This window comes from Chryseobacterium carnipullorum (genome assembly GCF_900142785.1).
GTDB classification, from domain to species: domain Bacteria; phylum Bacteroidota; class Bacteroidia; order Flavobacteriales; family Weeksellaceae; genus Chryseobacterium; species Chryseobacterium carnipullorum.
This window is the reverse complement of sequence record NZ_FRCD01000011.1, coordinates 88,590-114,353: the sequence shown is the minus strand read 5'-3', so window position 1 is coordinate 114,353 and position 25,764 is coordinate 88,590. Positions and strand designations below refer to the sequence as shown.

Genomic DNA, 25,764 nt, shown 5'->3' with positions numbered 1-25,764 from the left:
TTTTATTTTTTACCGGAAGATTTTCCTCCGGAAGCCATCTCGCTTTTAATTTTCTGTCTGTGCTGCATTCCCCATCTGGTCATTGCTCCTACCAATTCTTCCAGGGTATGACTGTAGGGAAGCAATTCATATTCAATACTTACAGGATAACCAACAGAAACTTTTTTTATGATAAATCCGTTCAGTTCCAATTCTTTAAGTTCGCTGGAAAGTACCCTTGCAGATATTCCGTTCACCTGTCTTTGAATCTCTTATATTACCTATAAAGCCTATATGGGAGATTTTCTGGCAGGAGATACGGTAGGCAGAGAAAAGCTCGAAAATGAATTTAATAGCCATGCTTCACAGGTTAAAACCTATTTTACCCTGAACGGACAGCATACGGTGGAAATCGATGGAGATACTGCTACCGGAACTTTTTTTTCTCAGATCAAAATGATCCGGGAGGTAGAAGGCAAGGATATCCTGACCGATTATAGCGTTAAATATGATGACAAATATGTACGTCAGAATGGAAAATGGCTTATAAAGGATCGTATCGGTTATTTCATCATTGTTGAGACCAGCCCCGATTTGTAGTAGTCGGTGACTGATTACGGAACGTCAATATTAGAGAGCTTAGTTGCGTCTGAATAATCAATGTTTTCCCTTTTTTGAGCTTCTCAGAAAGGTTAATTGAGCCTCACAAAGACATCTTTGTGGGGTTTTTATTTTAATTTCGTTTTATATTAAAAAGATGAAAATGCAAAATAAAAATATATTGGAAAGGCTGAAAAGTGGTGGAGCTATTCATCCCAATGATCCTGAATATGATAGGATTAATGAAATTGTAAACAGAACGATTGCGCTATCTCAGAAGCTTAATAATGCCACGAATATCCGCCAGGTACGTGATTGTATTGGTGAAATTACGGACGTTACCATCGATGAAAGCACAACGATATTTCCGCCGTTCTACACCAATTTCGGAAAATTCATTACTCTTGGGAAAAATATTTTTATCAATCATGCCTGTTCCTTTCTGGATATGGGCGGAATTACGATAGAAGACGACGTTTTGATTGGTCCCAAAGTAAGCCTGATTACAGAAAATCATCCGCTGGATCCCAAAAACAGGAGAGCACTCATTACCCAACCTATTCTCATAAAAAAAGGAGCATGGATTGGTGCCGGATCTACCATCCTTCCCGGAGTTACTATTGGGGAAAATGCTGTAGTTGCGTCCGGGGCAGTCGTTTCAAAAGATGTTCCTGATGGTATGGTCGTAGGGGGAGTTCCGGCTAAAATAATTAAATCAATTGATCAATAATGAAAAAATCAATATGGGCAGTAGCTCTATGTCTTCTGTTTTCAGAGAAAGTAGCATCACAGAACGTAAAAAAGAATCATCCGGATTCAGAAAAAAATAAAATGGAAAAAATCAACGCCCACCAATACACTACTTTTAAAGTGGACAGCAATATTACTGTGTATAAAGTTACCTTTAAAAATCAATACAATATGGTGGTTGCGGGACATCTCTTTATTTCAGAAAATTTTAACCAAAATGAAAAATATCCAGCCATCATTGTAGGACATCCGATGGGTGCGGTAAAGGAGCAGAGTGCTGATTTGTATGCATCCAAAATGGCCGGGAAAGGTTTTGTAACCTTAGCGATTGATCTTTCCTTTTGGGGAGAAAGTGCCGGAGAACCGAGAAATGCTGTGGCTCCAGATATCTATGCAGAAGATTTCAGTGCCGCCGTTGATTTTCTCGGAACAAGATCATTCATTGATAAGAACAGAATTGGCATTATCGGTATTTGCGGGAGCGGAAGTTTTGTGATCAGTGCAGCGAAAATTGACCCCAGAATGAAAGCGATAGCAACCGTGAGTATGTATGATATGGGGGCGGCCAACCGAAATGCACTGAATCATTCTCAAAGTCTCGAACAGCGAAAGAAAATCATTAAGGAAGCTGCAGAACAGCGTTACGTAGAATTTACAGGCGGAAAAAGGAGATATACAAGCGGAACTGTTCACCAACTGGACAAAAATACACCTCCTATACAACGCGAATTTTATGATTTTTACAGGACTTCGAGGGGAGAATATACTCCGAAAGGAAGTTCGCCGGAGTTGACTACCCATCCCACATTGAGCAGTAATACCAAATTCATGAATTTCTATCCTCTTAATGACATAGAAAGCATTTCTCCCAGACCCATGCTGTTTATTACAGGAGATCAGGCGCACTCAAAAGAATTCAGTGAAGCGGCTTATCAACTTGCCGCCGAACCGAAAGAACTGTATTATGTTCCGAACGCGGGACATGTAGATCTGTATGATAAAACCCAATTGATTCCTTTTGAAAAACTGGAAACATTTTTTCATGAAAATCTTTAAAGGCATATATTACTTTTGCTCTGCATAAAAAAGGTCTCTTGATGAGACTTTTTTTGTTTTTAATCTTCAAGGCTGTGATTCTTTTGGCCCTCAGATAAGCTTAAAATATGTGAATTTTTCTATGGTGTTCCACAGAGAAAAATAAAAGTTAAAAAATGATCATCCTATTTTTGATGATCAATACTATTTACCTACAACTTCATTTCGGAAATGAATGCCCCAGTTTAATAGCTCATCTAACAATTTAGTTGTTGACAAGCCCAATGGAGTTAAAGAATATTCTACTGTTAAGGGCTTAGTATCAAATAATGTTCTTGTAATGATTTTATTCGTTTCCAATGATTTCAATTCCTGTGACAACATTTTAGGAGAAATATCAGCTATATCCCGATGAATTTCACCAAATCTTTTTTTTCCATAGGTAAGCGAAATAATAATTGGAATACGCCATTTACCCTGAATAACTTCCAAAGCATCTCTGGATGCCATTAACTTAAACTGACAAAGTGGCTCTTTATTTTCCATATATGTATGATTTTCAGTTCACTTACTTGAACGTAACTACTTACCTGTAGGTAACAACGGTAGTATAGAAAGTAAATGTAATTATTTTTGCATCATTATTAACAGCAAAAGATTAAAAAAAATGGAACAATTTACCCCACAAAATTCGGCAATCCTATTAGTTGACCATCAAACATCTACAATGGATTGGATTTACAGTCAGGATAAAAAAAATGTAGAAAATAATTTACGTATGCTTGCGAGAGTCGGAGCAGAAGTAAATGTCCCTTTACTGATTACCACTACTATGGAAGAGCAAATTGGTCTGACTTGGGATGGCATTCAGAAAACAGCCCCAAAACAATTTGATAACAGAATTAAAAGAGGGGGAACATTGAACTGCTTTATCGACCCTGATTTTAAAACTGCTGTAAAAAATCTTAACAGAAAAAACCTGGTTATTTGTGGTCTTACAACAGATATATGCCTTTTGCATACTGTTACGTCTGCCATTGAATTAGGTTATAATGTAATTGTAGTAGCCGACGCAAGCGGAAGTATGAGCCAACTGGCTGATGAAACTTCATTCGATTATTTCAGACAAATCGGCGCAAAGGTTTTATCAGCAAATGCAACGGTTACAGAATTATTCCAAGATTTTAGCACAGCAGATGGACAAAAGGTAATGCAAATCAACTTAGAGGAAGTCGTTTCTAAATTAGGAAAATAAAAGATACCAGTCCTTAATTTCAAAACAGTCTTGCTAATAAAGCAAGACTGTTTTGATGTAAAAATTAAAATGATTCAAATAAAAAGATCACAATACTTAATACCACCATTTTTAATGGCAGATTTATAGTGAAAAATCTACTGCATACGTATGTTTAAATGCAGTAGCAAATTATTTACATTGATTTTATTTGAATTAAAATGTCGCATCTGAAGATCGTAAAGTTAGTTTGGACCTACACGAAAGATTTGAAATAATGATCTTTATTTCAGCTGTTATAAAATTCTTGAATACCTCTGTCAATCTTCAACATATTGATTTCTTGCGGCCTTCATTCCGAAATAAAACATCACAAGGACAGCAAAACTTAAAAAATAGAAAGAACTCTTCCATGAAATATCCCAGTCATGAAGTTTTCCAAATACCGGAGGTCCAAATGCTGCAATCAGGTAGCCTACAGATTGGGCCATTCCCGATATTTTTACTGCATTGGCGCTGTTTTTTGTCTTTGTTGAAAAGAACAGAATCGATAAACTGAAAGACAGGCCATTGGAGATCCCGATAATCATAGCATTAGCATAGATCCATTGAGACTGCAGCCATGCAAACATCATTGTGCTTACAAACATTAGCGTACAGATAAAAACAATCAGAATCCGCTGGTTTTTCATTTTTCCGGCAATAATAGGTGCACAAAAAGTAACAGGAATCATGGTAATCTGAATCACGAACAGCACCCATCCCGTACTTTCACCCTGCATTTTATAATCCGTCAGGAACGAAGGAAGCCAGGCCATAATGCAATAATAAAACAGCGACTGTAAGCCCATAAAAATACTGATGTTCCATGCCTGAGCAGATTTAAACATATTAAAATCAGAACGGCTTACTGTCGCCTTTGCCTGATCCGGATTTCTTTTATTGAAAATTAATTCAAGAATCAAAACGAATAATCCCAGAGCAGCAATCACAAGCCAGATTCCCAGTGAACCACGCCATCCGAAACCCGTCCATTCGCCTATTTTTACACTGAAACCTGATGCCAGTGCCGCAGTAAGATTCATGGAAACGGCAAAAATCCCGGTCATCAGACCAATCTGTTTTGGGAAATTATTCTTGATATAGCCCGGAGTCACCACATTTCCTATACAAATACCCAGTCCTATGAACACAGACCCCGCAAAAAGCATCCAGAGAGATCCTGTAATTCGTAAAAACAGACCAAAACTCAAAATTATAAGAGAATACATCAGAAATCTGCTGATACTGAATTGATGTGAAAATCTGCTGACCAAAACCGAACAGGTGGCAAACATAAAGAGGGGAATAGAAGTAAGCAGGCTCACCTGAAAACTATCCAGTTTCAGAGCATTCCGTATATCTGTCAATACAGGAGATACAGAAATAATAGGAGATCTGAGATTACTGGAAACCAGGATTACAACCAGTACATTAATCAGCATCAGAACGTAAGAAGCATTTTTTCTTGTTTCATTCTTCGTCATACAATAAACATTTATTGCAAAATTAATTCAGTTGTTTTGTTTAATTTTGCCAAAGTTTTAACCTAAAACGACATGAATCCACACGATACAATAGCCATTGAAGAATTGGGTAAACCTTATTTTGTATGGTTTGAAGAAAACTGGCGGCATGATGATATCCTTCATACCCATGAAAAAGGCCAATTGGTATATGTAGAAAGCGGATTCCAGTACATCACCGTGGATGGGAAGATTTATCTGCTTCCACAAAACCATGCAGCCTGGATTCCTCCCGGATCTCTGCATAAAACCAATTCACATTCTGAGAAGATCAAACTGATGATCATGTTTGCTGATGTAGAAAAAAAAAGTGTTTTTCATCATGAGATCAATATTTTTTCAGTTCCTCCTGTTTTAAAAGAAATGATAAAATATTCAGAGAGATGGTCAAAAAGCACAGTAAATGATCCGGATGAGATGATATTTTTACAGGCCCTTTTTAATGAGCTGCCACGTTTTGTGGAACATTCACTGAAATTGCACATCAGCCTTCCGGAAGATAAACGATTGTCGAAACCAATTGAATACCTTCACAAACATTACCAGGAAGATATCAGGATAGAAGATATCAGTGAAATCTCCCTGCTTTCCCTGCGAACACTGGAACGTATCTTTAAAAAAGAAACCGGAATGACATTGAGTAAGTATCAGCAGATTCTGAGAATTATCAAAAGTCTTGAATTGTTGAGCTCGGGCGACCTTACAATTTCGGAAACTGCGTACAAAGTAGGGTACAGGAGTGTGCAGGCTTTTACAAGAAGTTTCCAGTCTGTGATGCAGTCTAAGCCAACGGATTTTGTGAAAACAACACAGTAAGATGATTAGTGTAATTTTTAATATTCTGGAATTTAAATAAGCATTTGCACTCATTTTATTTTAAACCATTGTTGACCACGCTCCTGTCAATATATCTCCGTAAGAAGCGCCTATTGCAGGATATATTTCTTTTGCTTTAAAGCGGACCTTCAACGATGTTGATTTTGAATTTTGACATGGTAACCCTTAATTCGCAATTATATTTTCACATACGTATGAAATAAACATTTACGCCTGCACATAATAAAAAAGGTCCCCTGAATCAGGAGACCTTAAAAAAACACAAATGATGAAAAAAAATTATTTCGAAGCACAAATATAAACAAAATTTCCATTATGAAAACCACAATAATGGCATAAATATTAAAAAATTATGAATTTCATTTAAAAATAAGGACTGCTGCTAATGCTCTTTTTCTTTTAGTTTTTTGCAATCCTTTTTGCACTGGATAAAAAAGATCCAGTCTATGAAGGAGCTTACCCAATAAGTGTTACTGATACCCTAGATCACAGGAATGATAGGCAGGGTTGGAATGTAGAAAATAACCTTTCTAAAATAATGATCAATAAAATATTTTACCGTTTTGTATCCTCACTGTTTTTTCCTTCTCCATTTTTTTGACCACCCGGATCACCGTTTCTACACATAAACCGGTAAGAGAGGCCAGCTGTTGCCGCGTAAACGGAAATTGGTAAGAATATTTGCTGGTGTATTGATTATAGGATTTCAGACTTTCCATTACCCGTTTTACTTTGGTTCCTGGGTCCGGTGCTGAAATATTATTCATCATCACATGCCTGTAATACATTCTTTCTGCCGTATATCTGTAGAGTTTTGTCATAAGATCGGGGGAATTGCCTATAAGCGACAGAAATTTACTTTTTTCCAGCCTGATGATCTCACAGCCAGTCATAGCCACGGCATTCACTGGGTAGGCTTTATCAATAAACAGAGCACTCTCCACAAGGCAATGCCCGTCAAAAGGAACACTGTGAATGATTTCCCGTCCATCTTCATGGTAGTTGTTGATTTTGACGGTTCCGGTTTTGATCTGAAAATAATATTTGGGCATATCTCCCTCTCTAAAAACAACATCATTGACCGCATAATTCATCAGGTCGGCTCCTGAGGAAAGTAAAAGTTCTTCATCGATTATCATAGCAATATCTGGCATACAGAGTCTGGAATTGAATTTTTAAAAAAAAATTCACTTTACGGTTTATTATTTTATCATCCAAAAATAAATATTAGTTCATAAAAAATCAATATAATATTTAAAATTTAACATATTGATAACAAAATTACCACAACATGACTCCAGTCATAAAATACATCATCCCTTATTTTTTACTTTTGATGATGAACATTAAGCACTCCATATATCTCAATACATTACATTTTAACATCAGGCCTCTCTATTGAGAGGTTTTTTTATTTAAGAAACTTTTTTAAACGCTAAGATTTTATTGCATTAGTTTGCGAAAATATTTGTTTTCAGAAGTAAGCAGATAAAAATTTTATGTTGTGATTCTGCTCATCAATAAATCCTAATCGTTTTCATACCTTAGTCCAAATTCAAGATAATGAAACCAAAGCAGATCAAAGGAGTGCCGGAACAGCAGTCCGGTGGATTTCACGATACAGAAAGTCAAAAGCAGTTTGACCCTGCACTTATTGCGCTAAAATTTGAACTCCTGAAAGACAGGTTTTTCGATGTTAACAGATGGGAAAGCTACTGTGGGAAAGGATTTGCCGCATTTAAGATTTATGATTCTTCAGGGAATGAGGCCCAAAGAATGCCGCAGATAGGCGATTGTATGAGGATTGATATTCCCGGTCCGGGAGAAAAAGAAGCAAGAGGTTATGATTGGGTAGAAATTACGGATATGTGCTTTGAGGAGGACAACAGCACAGAAAGTATTGTCATGACCTGCCGTCCTTCAAGAGACCCTAAAAACTCTAAAAAAGACCATATTGCTCATTTTTACAGCAGTAAATCAACATCTACGTTTATCATTTCCAGAACACCCACTCATTTAAAAGCAGCAGTTTACGGAAGAAATGAAAGTCCAAATTTCAATGCTGGATTTGCAGATATTGTCAGAAACCTTATGGTAGCTACGGGCGGAATCATGGGGATTTCCAAGATCCAGTGGAAAAGACTTTCAGACGGCTTTCTGGATTTTGAATAAAAAATAATCTGCCTTTTTTCAGATTTTTCTTTACCATACGATGTTATTATTCCAGTAAAAACCAGAGAAAATAAGAAGGTGTAAAGAAAAATTTCCGTAGAAACACTTTAAATGTGATGGCTTATATTCTGGGAAATGATGAAATAAGATCACTGATCTCTAATTATTTACACGATATTTCCTTTTTTAGAATGAATACTATGAATGGGAAAGACTTCTGATACAGGGAAAATTTCTTATAAAATTAATATGAAGATTCATTTTTAGGAAAAATTTAAGCCCTATATTTGCACCGCAATGTTAAAATGGCTTTCCATAGTATGTTCGATGATGTATGTGCTTGCTACCACCAATACGGCGGAAGTGCTAAAAGTGCCCTTATTTGTGGAACATCTTATGGAATATGAAGGAAACTTCGCAGAGTTTGTGATGGAACACTATGACAACCATAAAGAAGACTCAGATTGGGCTACAGACCAGAAACTTCCGTTCATTAATCCGCCCATTGTGCTGATGGTCACTGCCCAGCTTCCTGAAATCACTTTCCATATAGAAAAACCTGAAGAATTCAGGATACCTCAGAAAAACAGTACTTATCAGGAAAAAAACTTTCCAAGTCTTTATCTTTCCCGTATTTTCCAGCCCCCTCGATTCTCATAATTGATTTTAAATTGAAAATTAATGCTTTAGGTTTTTTCCTTGAAGCAGTCAATTTCTTGTTACTTATCAATTAATAATTTTTCCATGTTAAATAAAATTATTGAGTTTTCTGTAAAGAATAAACTCATCATTGCCCTTTTTACTCTGGGGCTGATCCTTCTTGGTATCTATGAAACCACCAAACTTCCTATTGATGCCCAGCCGGATATTACCAACAATCAGGTTCAGATTATTACTACTGCGCCTTCCTATGGAGCCGCAGATATCGAGCGTCTTGTTACTTTTCCGATAGAACAGGTCACAAGCAACATCAGCGGAATTACTGAACTCCGTAGTTTTTCACGTTTTGGATTATCACTGGTAACCGTCGTTTTCGACGATAAAACAGATGTCTACTGGGCTCGTCAGCAGGTTCAGGAACGTCTTCAGCTGGTTCAGGAGAATATTCCTGACGGAATTGGAACACCGGAACTGGGACCGATTTCCTCAGGACTCGGAGAGATCTTTCAATATGTTGTAAGAGCTAAAAAAGGCTACGAAAATGTCTATGACGAAACCGAACTCAGAACTATCCAGGACTGGGTGATCAGACGTCAGCTTTTGGGAACAAAAGGCGTAGCAGATGTCAGCAGTTTCGGTGGTAAGCTGAAACAATACGAAATTGCCATTAATCCCAATAAATTACAGGCTTTTAACATTAATATCAACGATGTTTTTGCCGCACTGGAAAAGAACAACCAGAATACCGGCGGTGCCTATATTGAGAAAAAAGAAACCATTCTTTTTATCCGTAGTGAAGGCCTTTTAGGAAGTGCCGAAGACATCGGGAATATTCAGGTGGCGGATACCAGAGACGGAATTCCTGTTCTTATTAAAGATGTAGCTTCTGTAAAAATAGGCTTTGCTACACGATACGGAGCTATGACCTATAATGACACCGGAGAAGTATCAGGCGCTATCGTTTTGATGCTAAAAGGTGAAAATGCCAATGAGGTCATCGGCAATATTAAGCAAAGGCTTGAAAAGATCCAGGAATCCTTACCCGAAGGTGTTGTGGTGGAACCTTTCCTGGATCGTGCTAAGATGGTTAATAATACGATCAGTACAGTGAAAACCAACCTTATGGAAGGAGCTCTGATAGTTGTTTTCATTCTTGTTCTATTTTTGGGAAATTTCAGAGCAGGATTATTAGTGGCGTCAGTTATTCCTTTAGCCATGCTTTTTGCCATCATCATGATGAACATTTTTGGAGTGGGTGGAAATTTAATGAGTTTAGGAGCATTGGATTTCGGATTGATTGTAGACGGAGCCGTCATTATCGTTGAAGCTGTTCTCCATCAGCTGGCGCATAAAAAACATTTCGGAAAAGACAATATGCTCACCCAAAAAGAAATGGACGAGCAGGTTTCCGGTTCTGCATCAAAAATGGTGAACAGTGCCGTGTTCGGACAGATCATTATCCTTATTGTTTACCTTCCTATTTTTACGCTGCAGGGCATTGAAGGGAAAATGTTTAAGCCAATGGCACAAACCGTTGCTTTTGCTTTGGTAGGTGCATTTTTACTTTCTCTGACTTATATCCCCATGATGAGCTCCCTTGTTTTAAGCAGAAAGAAAAAAGAAAAAGACAATATTTCAGACAGAGTGATGGCTAAAGTGGAAAGCGGTCATCAGAAACTCCTGATGAAAGCTCTTAAATTCAGAAAAACGATCCTTCTTATCGTGATGGCCCTTTTTGCAGGAGCACTGGTGATTCTTTCAAGAATGGGCGGAGAGTTTATTCCATCTCTGGAAGAAGGTGATTTCGCTGTTGAAATGCGTATTCTGCAGGGAAGTAATATCAACGAGACCAAAAAGGTAACCAGTCAGGCTGCAGGAATTCTTCTGAAACAATTTCCGGAAGTAGAAAAAGTGGTGACGAAGATCGGAAGTGCAGAAATTCCAACAGAGCCTATGCCAATGGATGCCGGAGATATGATCATTGTTTTAAAACCTAAAAACGAGTGGACATCCGCCACCTCATTCCCGGAACTTTCAGCAAAAATGAGCGAATCACTTAAGGTAATTCCGGGATTGACCACCGGATTCCAGTTTCCTGTACAAATGCGTTTTAATGAGCTGATGACAGGAGCCAGACAGGATGTCGTCTGTAAAATTTACGGTGAAAATCTGGACAGTCTTGCCTTATATGCGAAAAAACTCGGCGGGATCATCAATACGGTGAAAGGAGCTCAGGATTTATACCTGGAACCTGTTGTAGGAGCTCCTCAGGTTGTTATCGGTTATAACCGTGCAGAACTTTCACGCCATCGTATTTCTGTTGCAGAAATCAACAGGGTGATCAATATGGCTTTTGCAGGACAGACTGCAGGCGCCTTGTATGAAGGTGAGAGGAAGTTTGATATTGTGGTCCGGATGGATAACGAGCATAAAAAAGACATGACCAGTATCCAAAATCTGCTCGTTCCTACAGCTTCAGGAGAGCAGATCCCATTATCTCAATTAGCCAGAGTAGAATTGAAAGACAGCCCGAATCAGATTCAAAGGGAAGATACCAAAAGAAGAATTGTCGTGGGATTCAACGTACGGGGAAGAGATGTGCAGAGTATTGTGGAAGAGCTTCAGAAGAAAGCAGACAAAGAACTGAAACTGTCTTCTGGTTACACCATTTCTTATGGCGGTGCTTTTGAAAACTTAAACGAAGCCAAAGCCAGACTGGGAATTGCCGTTCCGATTTCATTGGTGATGATTTTCTTACTGCTGTTTTTTGCCTTCGGTTCTGTAAAACACAGTCTGATCATTTATACAGCGATTCCTTTATCGGCTATTGGTGGCGTGTATTTTATGGCTTTAAGAGGAATGCCTTTCAGCATCAGTGCAGGGGTTGGATTTATTGCCCTTTTCGGAGTTGCGGTACTTAACGGAATTGTTTTGATATCCGAGTTTAACCGATTAAAAAAGAACGGAATCACCAATACCAGCAGAATTGTACTGATGGGAACCAGAATCAGACTTCGCCCTGTTTTAATGACGGCTTTTGTGGCCTCTTTAGGTTTCCTTCCGATGGCACTGAGCAGCGGTGCAGGAGCGGAGGTACAACGGCCTTTGGCGACCGTCGTGATCGGAGGATTGATGCTGGCAACATTGCTTACCCTATTTGTCCTTCCTATTCTTTATGTCTTATTTGAACGTATTAATAAAAAGAAAATGAAATTCTCTAAAAGAAACAATTATAAAAAACTGTCTGTGTTAGCATTATTGCTTTCGGTAGCAGGAGTCAGCGCACAGGAAAACATTACCTATGAACAGGCTTTGGAAAAGGCGTATCAGCAAAACGGAACACTTAAAAATTCAAAGCTGATCTCAGATTATCAGGAAAAACTTAAAGGAAGCTATCTGGATATTCCACAACTGGAAGTAGCAGGTGCTATCGGACAGATTCAGGGACAGGAAACCGACAATTCGTTTTCCGTATCCCAAAGGTTCAGTTTTCCAACGGTGTATTCAAAAAGAAAACAGATGCTTGATGCTTCATGGACAGCAAGTGTGATCAATCAAAATCTGACCAAAGCTCAGCTTAGAAAGGAAGTTTCAGATGTTTTTTACAGGATATTAATCCTTCAGGAAAAGAAAAAAGTGCTGGAATACATCAGCCGCCTGTACCGGAATTTTGCAGACAAAGCCAGTTTAAGATTAAAGAAAGGCGAGGCCAATATCTTAGAGGAATCTACCGGGTCCATCCAAAAAGAGCAGGCAGATCTACAGCTTAATACCCTTGAAAATGATCTGAACGTGGCGAAATTGCAGCTTCAGTTATTGCTTCAGTCTGAAAAGCCGTACCAGCCTGTGGCTGATCAGTCGATCATGAATATCAGCCTTCAGCTCTCTGAAGAATTGATCAATCAGCATCCTGAACTTCAATATCTGCAGCAACAGATCAAAATAAATGAGGCCGAAGTACAGCTCGAAAAAAGTAAACTTCTTCCGGAACTTCTTGTGGGCTATACGAATCAAAGCATGAAGAACATTAATAATAACCGTTTTAACTCTGTTCAGGTCGGCGTAGGAATTCCATTATTTACCAAAGGTCAGCGGGCGTTGGCTAAAGCTGCACAGGCTAAAATTGCCGTTTCCGAAAACGAATATCAACGCAAAGAAATTGAGCTTAAAAACAGAATAGCACAGCAGGTAAGTAATTACATGAATCAAAAGAAGATCATTGAAAATTATGAACAGAAGCAGCTTCCTAAGTCAGAAACTATCTTAGCCGCTGCACAAAAGCAGATGGACGCCGGAGAAATCGATTATATGACCTGGGTTTTACTGGTCAATCAGGCTGTAAAAACAAAAGCCGATTACATTGATCACCTGGAAAAACTTAATCAGATTGCAGCAGAATTCAATTACTTAATTTCAAAATAACAGCGGAATGTCATTCAAAAAAATATCTATATACAGCCTCAGTTTAGCCATTGTCCTTTCTTCTTGTTCAGGAAAAAAAGAAGAGGAAAAAACAGTTTACGAGAACAAAAAATTCGTAAAAAATAAAGAAAATACCGTCCGGCTTTCAGAAAAGCAAGTGCAAACCGTAGGAGTGACCACGACCATTATTCAAAGCAGAACGATGGAAAAACTGGTACGACTGAACGGAAAGGCAGAGATTGCACCCTCTCATATAAGCTCTGTTTCCAGTATTATGGGCGGACATATCAAGTCCATTAATGTCATTAGCGGAAGCCATTTCAAAAAAGGACAGATTCTTGCTGTGGTGGAAGATCCGCAGTTTATACAGCTTCAGCAGGATTATCTGGTGACAAAGGCACAACTCGAATCTGCCAGACTGAATCTTAACCGTCAGAAAGACCTTAATATCAGCAAAGCAAGCAGTGATAAGACTTTGCAGACCGCTCAGGCTGATTATTCAACGCTTCATGCCACTTTAAAAGGTTTGGAGGAGAAACTGAGAATCATAGGGATCAATGCAAAAGGACTGAGCTCAGGAAACATCAGAAGCAGGATCAATATTGTTGCGCCATTTAGTGGATTTGTAAGTAAGATCATGGTTAATAGTGGTCAATATATCAATCCCTCAGATACGGTATTTGAACTGATCAATCCTGCCGGATTGTTGCTTGAACTGAAAGTATTTGAAAACGATATCAATGATATCAAAACAGGACAGGGTATTATGGTGTACAGTAATGAAAACCCTGATCTTAAATTGAATGCAAAAATCGTGAGTGTAGTTCCCAGCATTGAAAACGGAGGTGCTGCTATGGCAGTGGCCAAACTGTCTTCGCCACATTCTGAATTTGTGAAAGGAATGTACATCAATGCAGAAGTAAGCATCAGCGGAAGAAATACATTGGGGCTTCCGAATGAATCCGTCGTTTCTTTTGAAAATAAAAACTATGTTTTTGAAGACCTTGGAAAAGCCAGTTATAAAATGATCCCTGTCAATGTGGGAATTTCAGATGATCAGTTTACGGAAATCCTTAAAGCCGAGTTTCTTAAGGATAAAAAAATCGTACAAAAAGGGGCGTACAGTCTGTTGATGATGCTTAAAAATAAAGCGGAATAAATATTCCAACCTGCAAAATAATCTGCGCTATCTCTTTAATCTGTGGAACTTAAAATAAATTCGGGATTGTTTTCCTGAAAAACGCCCACAGGTTAAACAGATGGCGCATATTGTATAAAAACATTCATTTCATCAGATAAGAATCCGAAAAGAATGATATTTAGCATATTTCCGATATTATAAGTGTTATTTTATGCATAGCTAATATTAAAATGATAAATTTAGGTAATTAAAGTTTCGGACTGAAGTACTCGTTTCAATGGAAATAGAGTATTCCGGGAGGTTAATTCATTCTTACCGAAAGAATTTTTATCAAAATAAAATGACACATAAACCGTTACACAATTTCCATATTCCGGTAATGGGTCTGGCCTATACTATAGACAGTCCGATCCGTGTTGCCCAATATGGAATCTCTTCCGTTATTTCCATTATTGATGATGAGATCCTGGAAAAAATGAAAGGCTTTTATAACAAGAAATTCAATCTTGATTATTTTGGGATTTCAACAAAAACAGAAGATTACAGGGCGAAAAGAATTACGGCTTACCTGGATATGGTAGATGATATCGTGAATGAAAAATTTGAATCTTTCAAACAGGAAATCACCAAAAACAAGGAGGCACTTAAGAACTTTATCGCCATTCTGCCCAATACTTCAGATCTGAAAACAGGGCTTCAAAATCTTGTCAGTCAAAAAGACAATCTGGGCTCTGGCATTAAGAACTTTATTGAATCTAATCTAAAGCCGGGAAGTATTGATGTCAACATCATGACGAAAGTTGACAAAGACAATTATAAAAAAGGCGAACAGCTTCCTGTCATGTTCAATGATGCTCACGCTTCACTTCGTGGTTTTGCACAAAGTAAATTATCTTCTTCAATGGTACTTTCTGCCGGGATGAATCCCCGTTTGTACAGCTATATTGAAGAATTTGATGATTTCTTTCCCGATCAGAACGGTATTCTGAAAAAGAAAATTATTCTTAAGGTAAGTGATTTCCGCTCAGCAATGATTCAGGGAAATTTTCTTGCCAAAAAAGGACTATGGATCTCAGAATACAGAATTGAATCCGGACTGAACTGCGGAGGCCATGCATTTGCTACGGAAGGCATGTTGCTGGGACCTATCATGGAAGAATTTAAGCAGAAAAAAAATGATCTGATCCAGTCTGCGCACTCCTTAATGATTGCCGCACTGGAGCAGAAAGGTAAACACAGGGTTTCTGAACCTCTGGAAATGAAAATTACCGTTCAGGGCGGGGTAGGAACCTCTGAAGAACATGAATTCCTGATCGAAAACTATCATGTAGACAGTGTTGGATGGGGTTCTCCGTTTTTATTGGTTCCTGAAGCGACTTCTGTAGATACGGAAACAAGAAACCTGCTTTTAAAATCAGGAGAAAAAGATTTCTATCTCAGCAATATTTCGCCTTTGGGAGTTCCTTTCAACACGGTAAGAGGGACCTCCAATGAAGTATTGAAAGAGCGTAAAGAAGCCGCAGGAAAATATGGAAGTTCTTGTCCCAAAAAACTGCTGGCATTAAGCAAAGAATTTTCACCGCAGGGAACCTGTACTGCATCTAAGAAGTATCAGGATATTAAATTAAAAGAACTTAAAGCTGATCAGGAATTAACACCTGAAGAGTTTAACAGAAAAAAAACAGAAATTACAGACAAAGCCTGTCTGTGTGTAGGATTGGTGAATGCCGCTTACATGGAGCAAAATCTGGAAATAAAAGGTGAAAAGCAAGGCGTAGTGATATGTCCGGGACCTAATCTGGCTTTCTTTGATAAAGAAGTCTCGCTTTCAGAGATGGTGAAACATATTTACGGAAACGCCAATATCCTTCCTGATAACCAGCGTCCGAATATGTTCATCAATGAATTGAAAATGTACATAGACTATCTTAAAAAAGAAATTGCCGGTTCATCAGCACAGATCACTCATTCCCAAACCAAAAAGTGGAATACCTTCAAAAAAAATATGCTCGAAGGGATTGACTATTATCATCACCTGTTTAATACATCAACTTTCTTTAAAAGCGGATTGAAAACCATTGACCTGCAATTGCAGGAATACCAACTGATGCTTACAGCCATTGAAATTCCTCAGGTTGACAAGTAAACCGTATTTTTTTAAATTGATAGAGTCAACAGCTTCCATCGTGGAGGCTGTTTTTTATTTGATTTTTGATCATGCTCTACCGGTCTGATTCTTTGAATAGGAATCAAAAAACCGAGGCAGAATAAGCTTTTCCATTTATAATAACTATAAGGGGTATGTTTATTTTGAATCTGGAATCCCTCTTATATTTCTTACCTTAGATCCTTATTAATATTTTAATGACAATTCTATTTTTATGGAAAAAAGAAAGATAAAAAACACAGATCTCTCGGTGGCACCAATTAATTTTGGAGGGAATGTTTTTGGATGGACGCTTGACGAAAAGCAGTCTTTTGATATATTAGACCGGTTTACCGATGCAGGATTCAATTTCATAGATACCGCAGACACGTACTCATGGTGGGTGAACGGAAAAGGAGGACAGTCTGAGGAGATCATCGGAAAATGGATGCAAAGCCGCTCCAACCGCCAAAATATTGTGCTGGCTACCAAAGTAGGATCCGAAACTAAAGAACATGGTTTCGATATCAGCAAAAAACATATTCTAAAGTCTGTGGACGAATCTTTACAAAGATTGCAGACCGATCATATTGATCTTTACTATACTCATTTTGATGATCATACAACACCGGTGGAAGAAACACTTTCGGCCTACGATGAGATCATAAAAGCCGGGAAAGTGCGTTATATTGCCGCTTCCAATCTGTCTCCGGAGCGTTTGAAAGCCTCCTTTGAAGCTGCAGAAAAAAATAATCTTCCCCAATATGTCGCATTGCAGCCTCATTACAATTTAATGGAAAGAGAAGGTTTTGAAAAAAATTATGCTCCGCTGGTAGAACAGTTTGATCTCAGTGTATTTTCTTACTGGTCATTAGCTGCGGGATTTCTTACCGGAAAATACCGTAGAGAAGAAGATCTGGGGAAAAGTCAGAGAGGTGAAGGGGTAAGAAAATACCTTAACGACAAAGGGCTTGAAGTTTTGAAAGCGCTGGATCAGGTCAGCGAAAAACACCAGACGACACAGGGAACAACTGCATTGGCATGGCTTCTGGCTAATCCATTGATTACAGCACCCATTGTGAGTGCCACAAGTGCATCTCAGTTGGATACTTTATTCAAAGCTCCACAACTTATTTTAGATCAGGAAGATATTGAATTGCTTAACCAGGCAAGTAAATAAATTCAGGAATAACGTATTCATTTTCAATTAATTATAAAGATCCGTTCGGTTGTATTGAACGGATCTTTTAGTAAGAAAGAATATCATGACAAAAGCGGCCTCAAAAGACCGCTTTTCTCTATTATAAATCATTGATTTTATCTTTAAATACCGCAGATCTTGCAGATTATACAGACTTTTTTAAGTTTAAAGATTAATCAGAATATTCTTTTAAAAGCTGTCTGTAGCTCATCAGGATAGAAGATTTTGAGATAAATCCTACAAAATCATTATATTCATTGGTTACAGGAAGATTCCATACGCCCGTATCATCAAAAATCTGGAGGATTTCCAAAGGTTGATTTTCAGGATAAATTACCGCGGGTGGGGCTTTCATAATCTGAGCCACAGTTTGCAGATGATCCATTTCTTTGTTAAAAAGATAAGGGCGGATATCATCCAGAGTAAGAATACCTTTCAGTTTCCCGGCTTCATCAACCGCTGCAAAAATATTTTTATTTCCATTTTTTACCAGTTCGAATAATTCTGTCACCGAAGCATTTTCATTGATCGTTTCAGAATATTGGTCGATAAAATCTTCCGTTCTTAAAGCAAAAAGAAGGTTTTTATCATGTTTGTTCGTGAATATTTTTCCCTGATCAGCCAGAGATTTAAGTTCCGGAGAGATCGGAGAGAACCATTTGGCAATAAGATAAGAAATAATGGAAACAATCATCAATGGAATAAAAAGATCATATCCAAAACTGGACTCAGCGATCAGGAATATAGCGGTAAGCGGCGCATAAAGCACACCGCTCATTGCTCCTGCCATTCCGACCAGAACAAGATTCGTCACCGGGACATCTGTAAACCCGATATGCTGGCAAACCAATGCAAACAAATAACCTACGGTACCGCCCGCAAAAAGAGACGGGGCAAAGTTTCCGCCATTACCTCCGCTGAAGATGGTAAAAGACGTCGCAAAAGCTTTTAAAAGGCATACCAGCACCAAAAATATAATGATGGTCCAGTCGCCAATCTCAAAATATCTGAAAAAGCTGTTTCTGATGATAGAGTGGGTACTTCCATTGGTAAATGCCTTTACTGTTTCATATCCTTCCCCGAACAACGGAGGAAAAAGAACGCATAACAGCGAAAGTACCAAACCTCCAAACATCGCTTTACGCATTCTGGACAATTTTAGTCCCTTGATAAAATGCTCTACTTTTTGGGAAATAACGACAAAATAACGGGCGTACAATCCGGTTACAATCCCCAGAATAAGGTAATAAGGTACATTTTTATAATTAAAAGGCTCTCTGGTATAAAACCTGAAAAGGATATCTTCCTGAAGCAAAATTCTGGATAAAAGACTGCCACAGACCGCTGCTACCACAAGAGGAATAAAATCTGTAAACACCACACCCGTTAAAAGGATTTCAAAAGCAAACATGATCCCGGCAATCGGAGCATTGAATGCAGAAGCGATTCCGGCTGTAGCACCTGCCGCCAATAGAAGTGTCCGTTCTTTATAACTAAGCCTGTAAGTTTGTGCATAATTAGAACCAATTGCGGCTCCCGTAACGGCTATCGGACTTTCCAGCCCTGCAGAACCCCCAAGACCAACCGTTACCGCACTCTGAATGACCTGAGAATACATTTTTACCGAAGCTACGATACTTGAATTCTGGGCAATTTCATACAGGATCGCACCAATTCCTTTTCTATCCTGCCCTTTAAACAAAGTAATTACAATCCCTGTTGTCAGCACAATCCCTAAAAAAGGAAAAACAATATAAAACAGAATCTGATACTCAAAATGAATATGCGTAATAAAATTGTGAATGGTATGGACAAGTGTTTTCAGGATTACTCCGGCAAGACCGGCAGTACATCCCACAAGAATTCCCGAGAGCACCAGAAACTGATTCCTGCTGAGTCTGTTATTCAGCCAGTGAAGAATAAGCTCATAGCTGCGTGCCTTTTCCAGTCCGTACTCCTGAAAGTCTCTTTTAAATTTCAGAAAGCTTAAATACTTTTTTTTATTGTGAATTTTCACCTGGGAACCAATTTAAAACCGTAATGGTTTCGTAAATTTATGAAATATCTTTATAAAAATTTCGTCCCGGGAAGCAAGAAAACGACATAAGAGTTAAATAACAAACTGTAAGTCAGTGTTTTTGGTAACTTTTAAATTTTTCTTATAAATTTTTATAGGGTATATTTTCTATGATTAAACAGTGCTTTTAATCTGATCCAAGGTCTCCGCAAATGATGTACTGAATACAGGTCTGCACGATGTTTGCATCTTGCTTATGACCAATACTTAAATAGAATCATATGAAAACAGACGTTTTAACGGAAAAGCACAGATTAGGATTAGGCGGGGTGGCCATCGGAACTGCCTTTGAAAATATAAGTGATGAAAAATCTCATCAGATACTTCAGGAGGCCTGGGAGATGGGAATCCGGTACTTCGATACCTCGCCGTGGTATGGACTTACAAAAAGTGAGCGTAGATTCGGAAATTTTCTCAGAGATAAAGACAGAAACGATTTTATATTTTCAACAAAGGTAGGAAGACTTTTTCATGAAGTTCCGGAATCCGAAGTGCCACCCACCATGTGGAAAAAACCATTGAACTATGATTTTAAACATGATTATACCGCCGATGCAATCAAGCGATCTGTTGCGGACAGTCTGCAGAGAACAGGGCTCAGTCATATTGATATTGTTTATGTTCATGACCTTTCTGAAGATCAGGTAGGAGACCGTTATCCTTATTTTCTGAAACAGGCCAGAGAAGGAGCATTCAAAGTTCTTTCCGAACTGCGTGATCAGGGAATCATCAAAGCATGGGGAATGGGTGTAAATAAAATTGAACCCATTTTAGACTGTATTGAATCCGCAGATCCAGACATCTGTCTTTCAGCAACACAATATTCAATCTTAGAACATGAAGATGCAGTTGACAGGCTTCTTCCGGCAGTTAAAAAAGCAGGCGTAAAACTGGTCTCCGGTGCAGGATATAATTCAGGGTATATTGCCGGAAAAGAAAGATATAATTACAAAGACGTTATTCCAAAAGGAATGGCAGAAAAACGGGCAAGAATATCCGAAGTCGCCAAAAAATACAATACCGATATTGTACATGCCGCACTGCATTTTGTATTAGCTTCTGATGAATTTGCTTCCATAATTCCCGGAGCCAGTAAAACGGAACAGGTCAAAGATAATATAGAAGGACTTCATGCGATCATTCCTGCAGATTTTTGGAATGAACTGAAGTTTGAAGGATTAATCTACGACAAAGCGCAGGTTCCCAGCCGTTAACAAAACGGCTTCATTACCTTAATTGATTTTTTAAATTGATTCCTATGGTCTGTAAAATATCTTTGAAGATCTTTCTGATTATTTCTGTGTTTACCGTTCTTTATTCCTGCAATAATAAAAATGCCTAAAATTTTCAATCATTTCTGGATAAAAAAGAATCCCAGACATCTGCCATGCTAATCGGTAAAAAAGGATTTGAGTCTGTTAAACTGGACGATCTTATTGCGCATGATTATACAAAAGCGCTGTATATTATTGACAAGGAGGAAGCAGAATTCAATACGATCATTAAAGACATTGAAAAAGCGAATACTGAAGGTATTCAGAAAGGAAAGGAAGTACAACAAGCGGCTGTTAATTATTACAGTGTCATGAAAGACCTTTTTATGTTTTCCAGACAGGAAATAGAACAGGAGAAACTGATGCGATACAGTAAATCAGAAAAAGAAATCCGTTCTGCACAGGAAAAAATGCTTGAATTGGGACGCGAAAAACAAAAATTATATCAGAAAGTTTTCAAAGCAGATGAAAAACTCTTTACCATAAGGAGGCAGTTTGAATCTGAAAATCAATTAAAATAATAGGTTGGTCAGGGGTTAAACTTTGACCAGCCTATTTTATTTCTTTCAGACTTTACAAAAAGTGTTTTGTTCGAGGGAAAATTAATAAAACTAAGCTGTAATTATTCTCTTAAACATTGCTTTCTTCTGCCAGCTTTAACTTCCAGACATCACACCACTTTGGCCTTAAGGACAATTTTGGCCAGAAGCGCAGGAAAGAACCTTTTAAGATAGGTTCCCATCACTTCCTGTCCACCAATAGAAGCCTGATTTTTCTTTTTTCCGATCGCCGCAAGCATTTTTCCGGCAAAAATATCGGCAGGCATTCCTTTCTCCGTAGCATCATCCATCGTTCCCTGTAGCGAGCCGTTACCAATCACCGCATTGATCGAAATATTGGTCTGTACAAAGCCCGGGCAGATTATGGTCACGATGATATTCTTTGTATATAATTCAGCACGCAACGAATCAAAAAAAACATGAAGGGCATGTTTTGCAGCGGCATAACTGCTGCGCATCGGAGCTCCGAAAACGCCCATCAGACTGGAAACGACTGCAATATGTCCGCCGCCATTCCTGATCATATAAGGAAGAATCGCCTTCGTAAGGGCGACAGTACCAATAAAATCGATATCCATTAAACGTTTATCAACTTCTATATCCGTATCCATAGCCAAAGATCGCTGGGAGAGCCCGGCATTATTGATCAGGATATCAATTTTTCCAAATTGTTCTATTGCTTCAGCTGCAATATCAGGCATTTTTTTATAATCTTCCAGATCCAGAGGAAGTACAGCGAAACGGTTGGCATTTAATCCTGCCTTTTCCGCAACAGCATACAAAAGATCTTTATTTCTTGAGGAAAGAATGATTTTCGCACTGCTCTTTGCCGCCAGCTCATTAACGAGAGCTTCTCCGATCCCTGATGAAGCTCCGGTGACCCAAACCACCTTGTTATCGAAATATGTGTTCATTTTTTTCATCTTAATGTTTCAATACAGACTTTCAAAAAATTCATCATTTGCTTACAAAGCAAGATGGTTTATTCGCCTTTTAAGAATCAGAATTCTTTTTTAGCCCGGCAATATATTGTCCGGCTTTCATTCCGGAAAAGATACAACCCCCGAGAAATGTTCCTTCCAGAGCCCGGTAGCCATGCATTCCTCCTCCTCCAAAACCAGCGGCTTCTCCTGCTGCGTAAAGACCTTCAATCACCGTGTCATCTTCTCTTAAAACCTGGCCGTTAAGATTGGTTTTTATTCCGCCCAGTGTTTTTCGGGTCAGAATATTGAGGCGCACAGCGATCAGGGGACCATTTTTAGGATCTAATATCTTATGCGGAGCGGCCACACGACTGAGTTGATCTCCTATATAATTTCTTGTATTACGGATATAATTCACCTGAGTATCTTTCGAAAACTTATGGTCCAGTTCCCGGTCTCTGGCTTCGATCTGTTCTTTAATTTTTTCATAATTCAAAAGATGATCACCCGACAGCTCATTCATCCTTTTGACAAGATCCTGCAGATCATCCGAAACAATAAAATCCTTTCCATGCTCCTTGAAAGCTTCTACAGGTCCCTGCGCTTTTTTTCCAAAGATCCTTTTCAGAAAAAGAGTATAGTCTTTATTGGTAATATCCGGATTCTGTTCCGATCCTGAAAGAGCAAATTCTTTTTTAATAATTTTCTGGGTCAAAATAAACCAGGAATAGGAAAATCCTGTATTCTGTATATGTTTAAGAGTTCCCAATGTATCAAATCCAGGCAGGAAAGGAGCGGGAAAACGGTTACCTTTAGCATCGAACCACAGGGAAGAAGGACCAGGCAATATTCTGATGCCATGTTTCGGCCATATCGGATTCCAGTTCTGTATCCCTTCCGTATAATGCCACATTCTGTCCGGATTGATAATATGTGCTCCGGAATTTTCTGTAATCCCAATCATTTTGCCGTCTACATAGGCAGGAACACCACATATCATATTTTCGGGAGCTTTTCCTAATCTTTCCGGCCAGTTTTTCCGCACCAATTCATGGTTGGCCCCTATTCCTCCGGAGGCAACAATGGTATGAGCGGCGCGATATTCAAATGGTGATAGGATGTTTCTATTGGTAGCAGCCCCTCTTTCTTTATCGTCATTTTCAAGGATGTCGCCCTTAACACCTTTGATTTTATCATTTTCCAGAATAAGTTCAGTCACTCTATGCCTGAATTTCATTTGCAAGAGCCCTTTTTCTTGAGCTTCATACGCTTTATCTACAAAAGGTTTCACAACACCGGTTCCGGTTCCCCAGCTGACATGAAAACGGGGTACAGAATTTCCATGACCCGTTGCTGATCCGTCTCCTCGTTCTGCCCATCCTACCATAAACATCAGTTTGATTCCCAGTTTAGAAATGTAGCTGTACTTTTCATAGGCAGCAAATTTAAGGTAGGCTTCAGCCCATTTCCTTGGCCAGTAATCCTCTTTACGGTCAAATCCTGCTGTTCCTTTCCAGTCCTGAAGGGCAAGCTCATAAGAATCCTTAATTCCTAATCTGCGTTGCTGCGGAGAATTGACCAGAAAAAGCCCTCCAAACGACCAGAATGCCTGTCCGCCGATATTCTGTTCTGTTTCCTGGTCCAGAAGAAGTACTTTTTTCCCGATATTGGTAATTTCCATAGCAGCCGTGAGCCCGGCTAATCCGGTGCCTACAATGATAACATCAGGGTGGAATTTTTCTTCCATTGTATTGATTTGCTTTTGTTGGTACGTACTCTGTATTCTAGAATAAATATATAAAATATTTGGACTCAGATCGCTTAAAAAGCGTCAAACATCATTATGCTCATCATAAAGCTCACCGCTAAATTCATATCTTTGTTAAAATTAGAAAAATGAAATATTTGTTTATGATGGCTTTTCTGGTATGCTCTATGTTCAGCCAGTTTTCTGCCCAGCAAAAACAGGATCCCTGGAATGAAAGTCAGCTTATGGATCCGGCGCTTCTGGCAGCAAGAATTACCGAAAATAAAACAAAAGATGTGGTGATTATTTCCGTTGGTCCGGAAGCCATTATCAAAGGTTCAGTGGATATTGGTCCTACCCATGAACCTGAAAATCTTGAAAAATTAAGAAACTATCTTAAAAATATTCCTAAAGGAAAGGAAGTGGTTATTTATTGCGGATGCTGTCCCTTTGTAAAATGTCCGAACATTCGTCCTGCCTTTAAATTGTTACAGGAAATGGGATTCAAAAATGCCAAACTCTTAAACCTTCCAAAAAACATCAAAGCAGATTGGCTGGATAAAGATTATCCTACAAACGATTAATATGAGAGCTTTTATAACCTTCTTTTCTGTACTGATTTTTACGGGCTATTTCACCGCACAACAATCTAAAATAGAAATCGGACAACAGGCTCCGGAAATTACTCTGTCCAGAACGGATGGCAGTTCTTTTTCCCTTTCATCATTAAAAGGAAAAATGGTACTGATCGACTTTTGGGCTACCTGGTGCGCTCCGTGTGTCGGGGAGCAGCCTGAACTTAAAGCGTTATATGAAACTTTCTCTGAACAGGTGAAAGGGCAGAAGTTTGAAATCCTCGGTGTTTCTTTAGATAAAAATAAAGAGAGCTGGCAAAAAGCGATAGACCGCTTCGGCATCAAATGGATTCAGGTGAGTGATCTGAAATTCTGGAAAAGCCCGGTGGCAAAAGCTTACGAAATTGAGGAACTTCCTTTTAATGTTGTCATCAATGGAGAAGGGATAATTATTGCTAAAAATCTTCATGGCAAGGAGCTGGAAGAATTGATCTACAACTATTTTACTTCAAAATAAAGTATAAAAATATAAAAAACGGTCAGAAAAATATTTTCTGACCGTTTTTCTATTTGATACTCAGTAAAAGCTTCAATTATAATTAAAGTGGTTTTTTACCCGTAATGATATTGTAAAGAACTACAATAATGGCAATCACCAATAAAACATGCACTAAATAACCGGTACTGATTCCCGGCACAATGCCCAACATTCCCAGAAGCCAAACTACGATACAGATGACCGCTACTAACCATAATAAATTTCTCATGACTTTAAATTTTAATGTTATTTGCCTTAAATAATACACATTCTATGCCTTTATGATTGTAAATTTGAAAATGTGGTACCTATACTGTTTTATTAATAG

The 25,764-nt window shown here is 38.5% G+C and carries 23 protein-coding genes; 15 read left to right on the top strand and 8 right to left on the bottom strand.

Annotated elements, in window-relative coordinates:
* Positions 1 to 2: 2 nt before the first annotated feature.
* Positions 3 to 248, bottom strand: a complete 246-nt coding sequence (locus BUC06_RS13610) for a winged helix-turn-helix transcriptional regulator (protein ID WP_083564071.1) — start codon at positions 246 to 248, stop codon at positions 3 to 5.
* A gap of 25 nt (positions 249 to 273) precedes the next feature.
* On the opposite strand from BUC06_RS13610, the gene BUC06_RS13605 reads away from it, so the two are divergent.
* The 3 genes from BUC06_RS13605 (at position 274) to BUC06_RS13595 (ending at position 2,385) form a co-directional block, all read left to right on the top strand.
* Positions 274 to 579, top strand: a complete 306-nt coding sequence (locus BUC06_RS13605) for a nuclear transport factor 2 family protein (RefSeq protein ID WP_073334557.1) — start codon at positions 274 to 276, stop codon at positions 577 to 579.
* 163 nt (positions 580 to 742) lie between these two features.
* A complete protein-coding gene (locus BUC06_RS13600) occupies positions 743 to 1,309 on the top strand; it encodes a DapH/DapD/GlmU-related protein (protein WP_073334634.1) in 567 nt (188 codons plus the stop codon).
* Complete coding sequence (locus BUC06_RS13595; protein WP_228423740.1) at positions 1,309 to 2,385, top strand: alpha/beta hydrolase; 1,077 nt, start codon at positions 1,309 to 1,311, stop codon at positions 2,383 to 2,385. Before BUC06_RS13600 ends, BUC06_RS13595 begins: the two co-directional genes overlap by 1 nt.
* Before the next feature lie 183 nt (positions 2,386 to 2,568).
* Here the strand turns inward: BUC06_RS13595 and BUC06_RS13590 are convergent, their stop codons facing one another.
* A complete protein-coding gene (locus BUC06_RS13590; protein ID WP_073334556.1) occupies positions 2,569 to 2,910 on the bottom strand; it encodes a winged helix-turn-helix transcriptional regulator in 342 nt (113 codons plus the stop codon).
* Between the two features lie 121 nt (positions 2,911 to 3,031).
* Between BUC06_RS13590 and BUC06_RS13585 the strand changes: the two genes are divergently transcribed.
* The gene (locus BUC06_RS13585; RefSeq protein ID WP_073334555.1) at positions 3,032 to 3,619 is read left to right on the top strand and encodes an isochorismatase family protein; all 588 of its coding nucleotides are present in this window, start codon (positions 3,032 to 3,034) and stop codon (positions 3,617 to 3,619) included.
* 299 nt (positions 3,620 to 3,918) lie between these two features.
* Here the strand turns inward: BUC06_RS13585 and BUC06_RS13580 are convergent, their stop codons facing one another.
* Entirely contained in the window at positions 3,919 to 5,124 is a 1,206-nt protein-coding gene (locus tag BUC06_RS13580; protein ID WP_073334554.1) for a CynX/NimT family MFS transporter, read from the bottom strand.
* Positions 5,125 to 5,196: 72 nt separating this feature from the next.
* Between BUC06_RS13580 and BUC06_RS13575 the strand changes: the two genes are divergently transcribed.
* Entirely contained in the window at positions 5,197 to 5,979 is a 783-nt protein-coding gene (locus tag BUC06_RS13575) for a helix-turn-helix domain-containing protein (RefSeq protein WP_073334553.1), read from the top strand.
* A 563-nt stretch (positions 5,980 to 6,542) separates the two neighbouring features.
* On the opposite strand, the gene BUC06_RS13570 is transcribed toward BUC06_RS13575, so the two are convergent.
* Positions 6,543 to 7,154 carry a Crp/Fnr family transcriptional regulator gene (locus tag BUC06_RS13570; protein ID WP_083564070.1) on the bottom strand — a complete coding sequence of 204 codons (612 nt, stop codon included), beginning with the start codon at positions 7,152 to 7,154 and terminating at the stop codon, positions 6,543 to 6,545.
* 409 nt (positions 7,155 to 7,563) lie between these two features.
* Here BUC06_RS13570 and BUC06_RS13565 point away from each other — a divergent pair, with 409 nt between their 5' ends.
* From BUC06_RS13565 to BUC06_RS13540, 6 genes are all read left to right on the top strand, one after another.
* Positions 7,564 to 8,172, top strand: coding sequence for a hypothetical protein (locus BUC06_RS13565; protein ID WP_073334552.1), 609 nt, complete (start codon positions 7,564 to 7,566; stop codon positions 8,170 to 8,172).
* Between the two features lie 297 nt (positions 8,173 to 8,469).
* Positions 8,470 to 8,832 (top strand): hypothetical protein, encoded by a 363-nt coding sequence (locus tag BUC06_RS13560; protein ID WP_073334551.1) that lies wholly within the window; start codon positions 8,470 to 8,472, stop codon positions 8,830 to 8,832.
* 84 nt (positions 8,833 to 8,916) lie between these two features.
* On the top strand, positions 8,917 to 13,254 hold the full coding sequence (locus BUC06_RS13555; protein ID WP_073334550.1) for a CusA/CzcA family heavy metal efflux RND transporter: 4,338 nt from the start codon (positions 8,917 to 8,919) through the stop codon (positions 13,252 to 13,254).
* Between the two features lie 7 nt (positions 13,255 to 13,261).
* On the top strand, positions 13,262 to 14,413 hold the full coding sequence (locus tag BUC06_RS13550; protein ID WP_073334549.1) for an efflux RND transporter periplasmic adaptor subunit: 1,152 nt from the start codon (positions 13,262 to 13,264) through the stop codon (positions 14,411 to 14,413).
* Positions 14,414 to 14,735: 322 nt separating this feature from the next.
* Positions 14,736 to 16,541, top strand: coding sequence for an SHOCT domain-containing protein (locus BUC06_RS13545; protein WP_073334548.1), 1,806 nt, complete (start codon positions 14,736 to 14,738; stop codon positions 16,539 to 16,541).
* A gap of 235 nt (positions 16,542 to 16,776) precedes the next feature.
* Positions 16,777 to 17,721, top strand: a complete 945-nt coding sequence (locus BUC06_RS13540) for an aldo/keto reductase (protein ID WP_073334547.1) — start codon at positions 16,777 to 16,779, stop codon at positions 17,719 to 17,721.
* 193 nt (positions 17,722 to 17,914) lie between these two features.
* Here the strand turns inward: BUC06_RS13540 and BUC06_RS13535 are convergent, their stop codons facing one another.
* Positions 17,915 to 19,759, bottom strand: coding sequence for a chloride channel protein (locus BUC06_RS13535; protein ID WP_073334546.1), 1,845 nt, complete (start codon positions 19,757 to 19,759; stop codon positions 17,915 to 17,917).
* 281 nt (positions 19,760 to 20,040) lie between these two features.
* On the opposite strand from BUC06_RS13535, the gene BUC06_RS13530 reads away from it, so the two are divergent.
* Positions 20,041 to 21,033, top strand: coding sequence for an aldo/keto reductase (locus BUC06_RS13530; protein ID WP_073334545.1), 993 nt, complete (start codon positions 20,041 to 20,043; stop codon positions 21,031 to 21,033).
* 173 nt (positions 21,034 to 21,206) lie between these two features.
* Positions 21,207 to 21,614 (top strand): hypothetical protein, encoded by a 408-nt coding sequence (locus tag BUC06_RS13525; protein WP_073334544.1) that lies wholly within the window; start codon positions 21,207 to 21,209, stop codon positions 21,612 to 21,614.
* 149 nt (positions 21,615 to 21,763) lie between these two features.
* Here the strand turns inward: BUC06_RS13525 and BUC06_RS13520 are convergent, their stop codons facing one another.
* Positions 21,764 to 22,567, bottom strand: a complete 804-nt coding sequence (locus tag BUC06_RS13520) for an SDR family oxidoreductase (protein ID WP_073334631.1) — start codon at positions 22,565 to 22,567, stop codon at positions 21,764 to 21,766.
* A gap of 79 nt (positions 22,568 to 22,646) precedes the next feature.
* The gene (locus tag BUC06_RS13515; RefSeq protein WP_073334543.1) at positions 22,647 to 24,323 is read right to left on the bottom strand and encodes an FAD-binding dehydrogenase; all 1,677 of its coding nucleotides are present in this window, start codon (positions 24,321 to 24,323) and stop codon (positions 22,647 to 22,649) included.
* A gap of 149 nt (positions 24,324 to 24,472) precedes the next feature.
* Between BUC06_RS13515 and BUC06_RS13510 the strand changes: the two genes are divergently transcribed.
* Entirely contained in the window at positions 24,473 to 24,907 is a 435-nt protein-coding gene (locus tag BUC06_RS13510; RefSeq protein ID WP_073334542.1) for a rhodanese-like domain-containing protein, read from the top strand.
* A 1-nt stretch (position 24,908) separates the two neighbouring features.
* Positions 24,909 to 25,415 (top strand): TlpA family protein disulfide reductase, encoded by a 507-nt coding sequence (locus tag BUC06_RS13505; RefSeq protein WP_073334541.1) that lies wholly within the window; start codon positions 24,909 to 24,911, stop codon positions 25,413 to 25,415.
* 82 nt (positions 25,416 to 25,497) lie between these two features.
* Here BUC06_RS13505 and BUC06_RS23580 read toward each other — a convergent pair whose 3' ends face one another.
* Entirely contained in the window at positions 25,498 to 25,665 is a 168-nt protein-coding gene (locus BUC06_RS23580) for a lmo0937 family membrane protein (RefSeq protein ID WP_123880729.1), read from the bottom strand.
* Between the last annotated feature and the right edge of the window lie 99 nt (positions 25,666 to 25,764).

Coding starts and splice junctions, on each gene's coding strand:
- BUC06_RS13555 (WP_073334550.1), top strand. CDS start 8,917: ATGTTAAATAAAATTATTGAGTTTTCTGTAAAGAATAAACTCATCATT.
- BUC06_RS13520 (WP_073334631.1), bottom strand. CDS start 22,567: ATGAACACATATTTCGATAACAAGGTGGTTTGGGTCACCGGAGCTTCA.
- BUC06_RS13595 (WP_228423740.1), top strand. CDS start 1,309: ATGAAAAAATCAATATGGGCAGTAGCTCTATGTCTTCTGTTTTCAGAG.
- BUC06_RS13540 (WP_073334547.1), top strand. CDS start 16,777: ATGGAAAAAAGAAAGATAAAAAACACAGATCTCTCGGTGGCACCAATT.
- BUC06_RS23580 (WP_123880729.1), bottom strand. CDS start 25,665: ATGAGAAATTTATTATGGTTAGTAGCGGTCATCTGTATCGTAGTTTGG.
- BUC06_RS13570 (WP_083564070.1), bottom strand. CDS start 7,154: ATGCCAGATATTGCTATGATAATCGATGAAGAACTTTTACTTTCCTCA.
- BUC06_RS13605 (WP_073334557.1), top strand. CDS start 274: ATGGGAGATTTTCTGGCAGGAGATACGGTAGGCAGAGAAAAGCTCGAA.
- BUC06_RS13510 (WP_073334542.1), top strand. CDS start 24,473: ATGAAATATTTGTTTATGATGGCTTTTCTGGTATGCTCTATGTTCAGC.
- BUC06_RS13580 (WP_073334554.1), bottom strand. CDS start 5,124: ATGACGAAGAATGAAACAAGAAAAAATGCTTCTTACGTTCTGATGCTG.
- BUC06_RS13545 (WP_073334548.1), top strand. CDS start 14,736: ATGACACATAAACCGTTACACAATTTCCATATTCCGGTAATGGGTCTG.
- BUC06_RS13550 (WP_073334549.1), top strand. CDS start 13,262: ATGTCATTCAAAAAAATATCTATATACAGCCTCAGTTTAGCCATTGTC.
- BUC06_RS13515 (WP_073334543.1), bottom strand. CDS start 24,323: ATGGAAGAAAAATTCCACCCTGATGTTATCATTGTAGGCACCGGATTA.
- BUC06_RS13600 (WP_073334634.1), top strand. CDS start 743: ATGCAAAATAAAAATATATTGGAAAGGCTGAAAAGTGGTGGAGCTATT.
- BUC06_RS13575 (WP_073334553.1), top strand. CDS start 5,197: ATGAATCCACACGATACAATAGCCATTGAAGAATTGGGTAAACCTTAT.
- BUC06_RS13525 (WP_073334544.1), top strand. CDS start 21,207: ATGCTAATCGGTAAAAAAGGATTTGAGTCTGTTAAACTGGACGATCTT.
- BUC06_RS13505 (WP_073334541.1), top strand. CDS start 24,909: ATGAGAGCTTTTATAACCTTCTTTTCTGTACTGATTTTTACGGGCTAT.
- BUC06_RS13560 (WP_073334551.1), top strand. CDS start 8,470: ATGTTAAAATGGCTTTCCATAGTATGTTCGATGATGTATGTGCTTGCT.
- BUC06_RS13585 (WP_073334555.1), top strand. CDS start 3,032: ATGGAACAATTTACCCCACAAAATTCGGCAATCCTATTAGTTGACCAT.
- BUC06_RS13530 (WP_073334545.1), top strand. CDS start 20,041: ATGAAAACAGACGTTTTAACGGAAAAGCACAGATTAGGATTAGGCGGG.
- BUC06_RS13565 (WP_073334552.1), top strand. CDS start 7,564: ATGAAACCAAAGCAGATCAAAGGAGTGCCGGAACAGCAGTCCGGTGGA.
- BUC06_RS13590 (WP_073334556.1), bottom strand. CDS start 2,910: ATGGAAAATAAAGAGCCACTTTGTCAGTTTAAGTTAATGGCATCCAGA.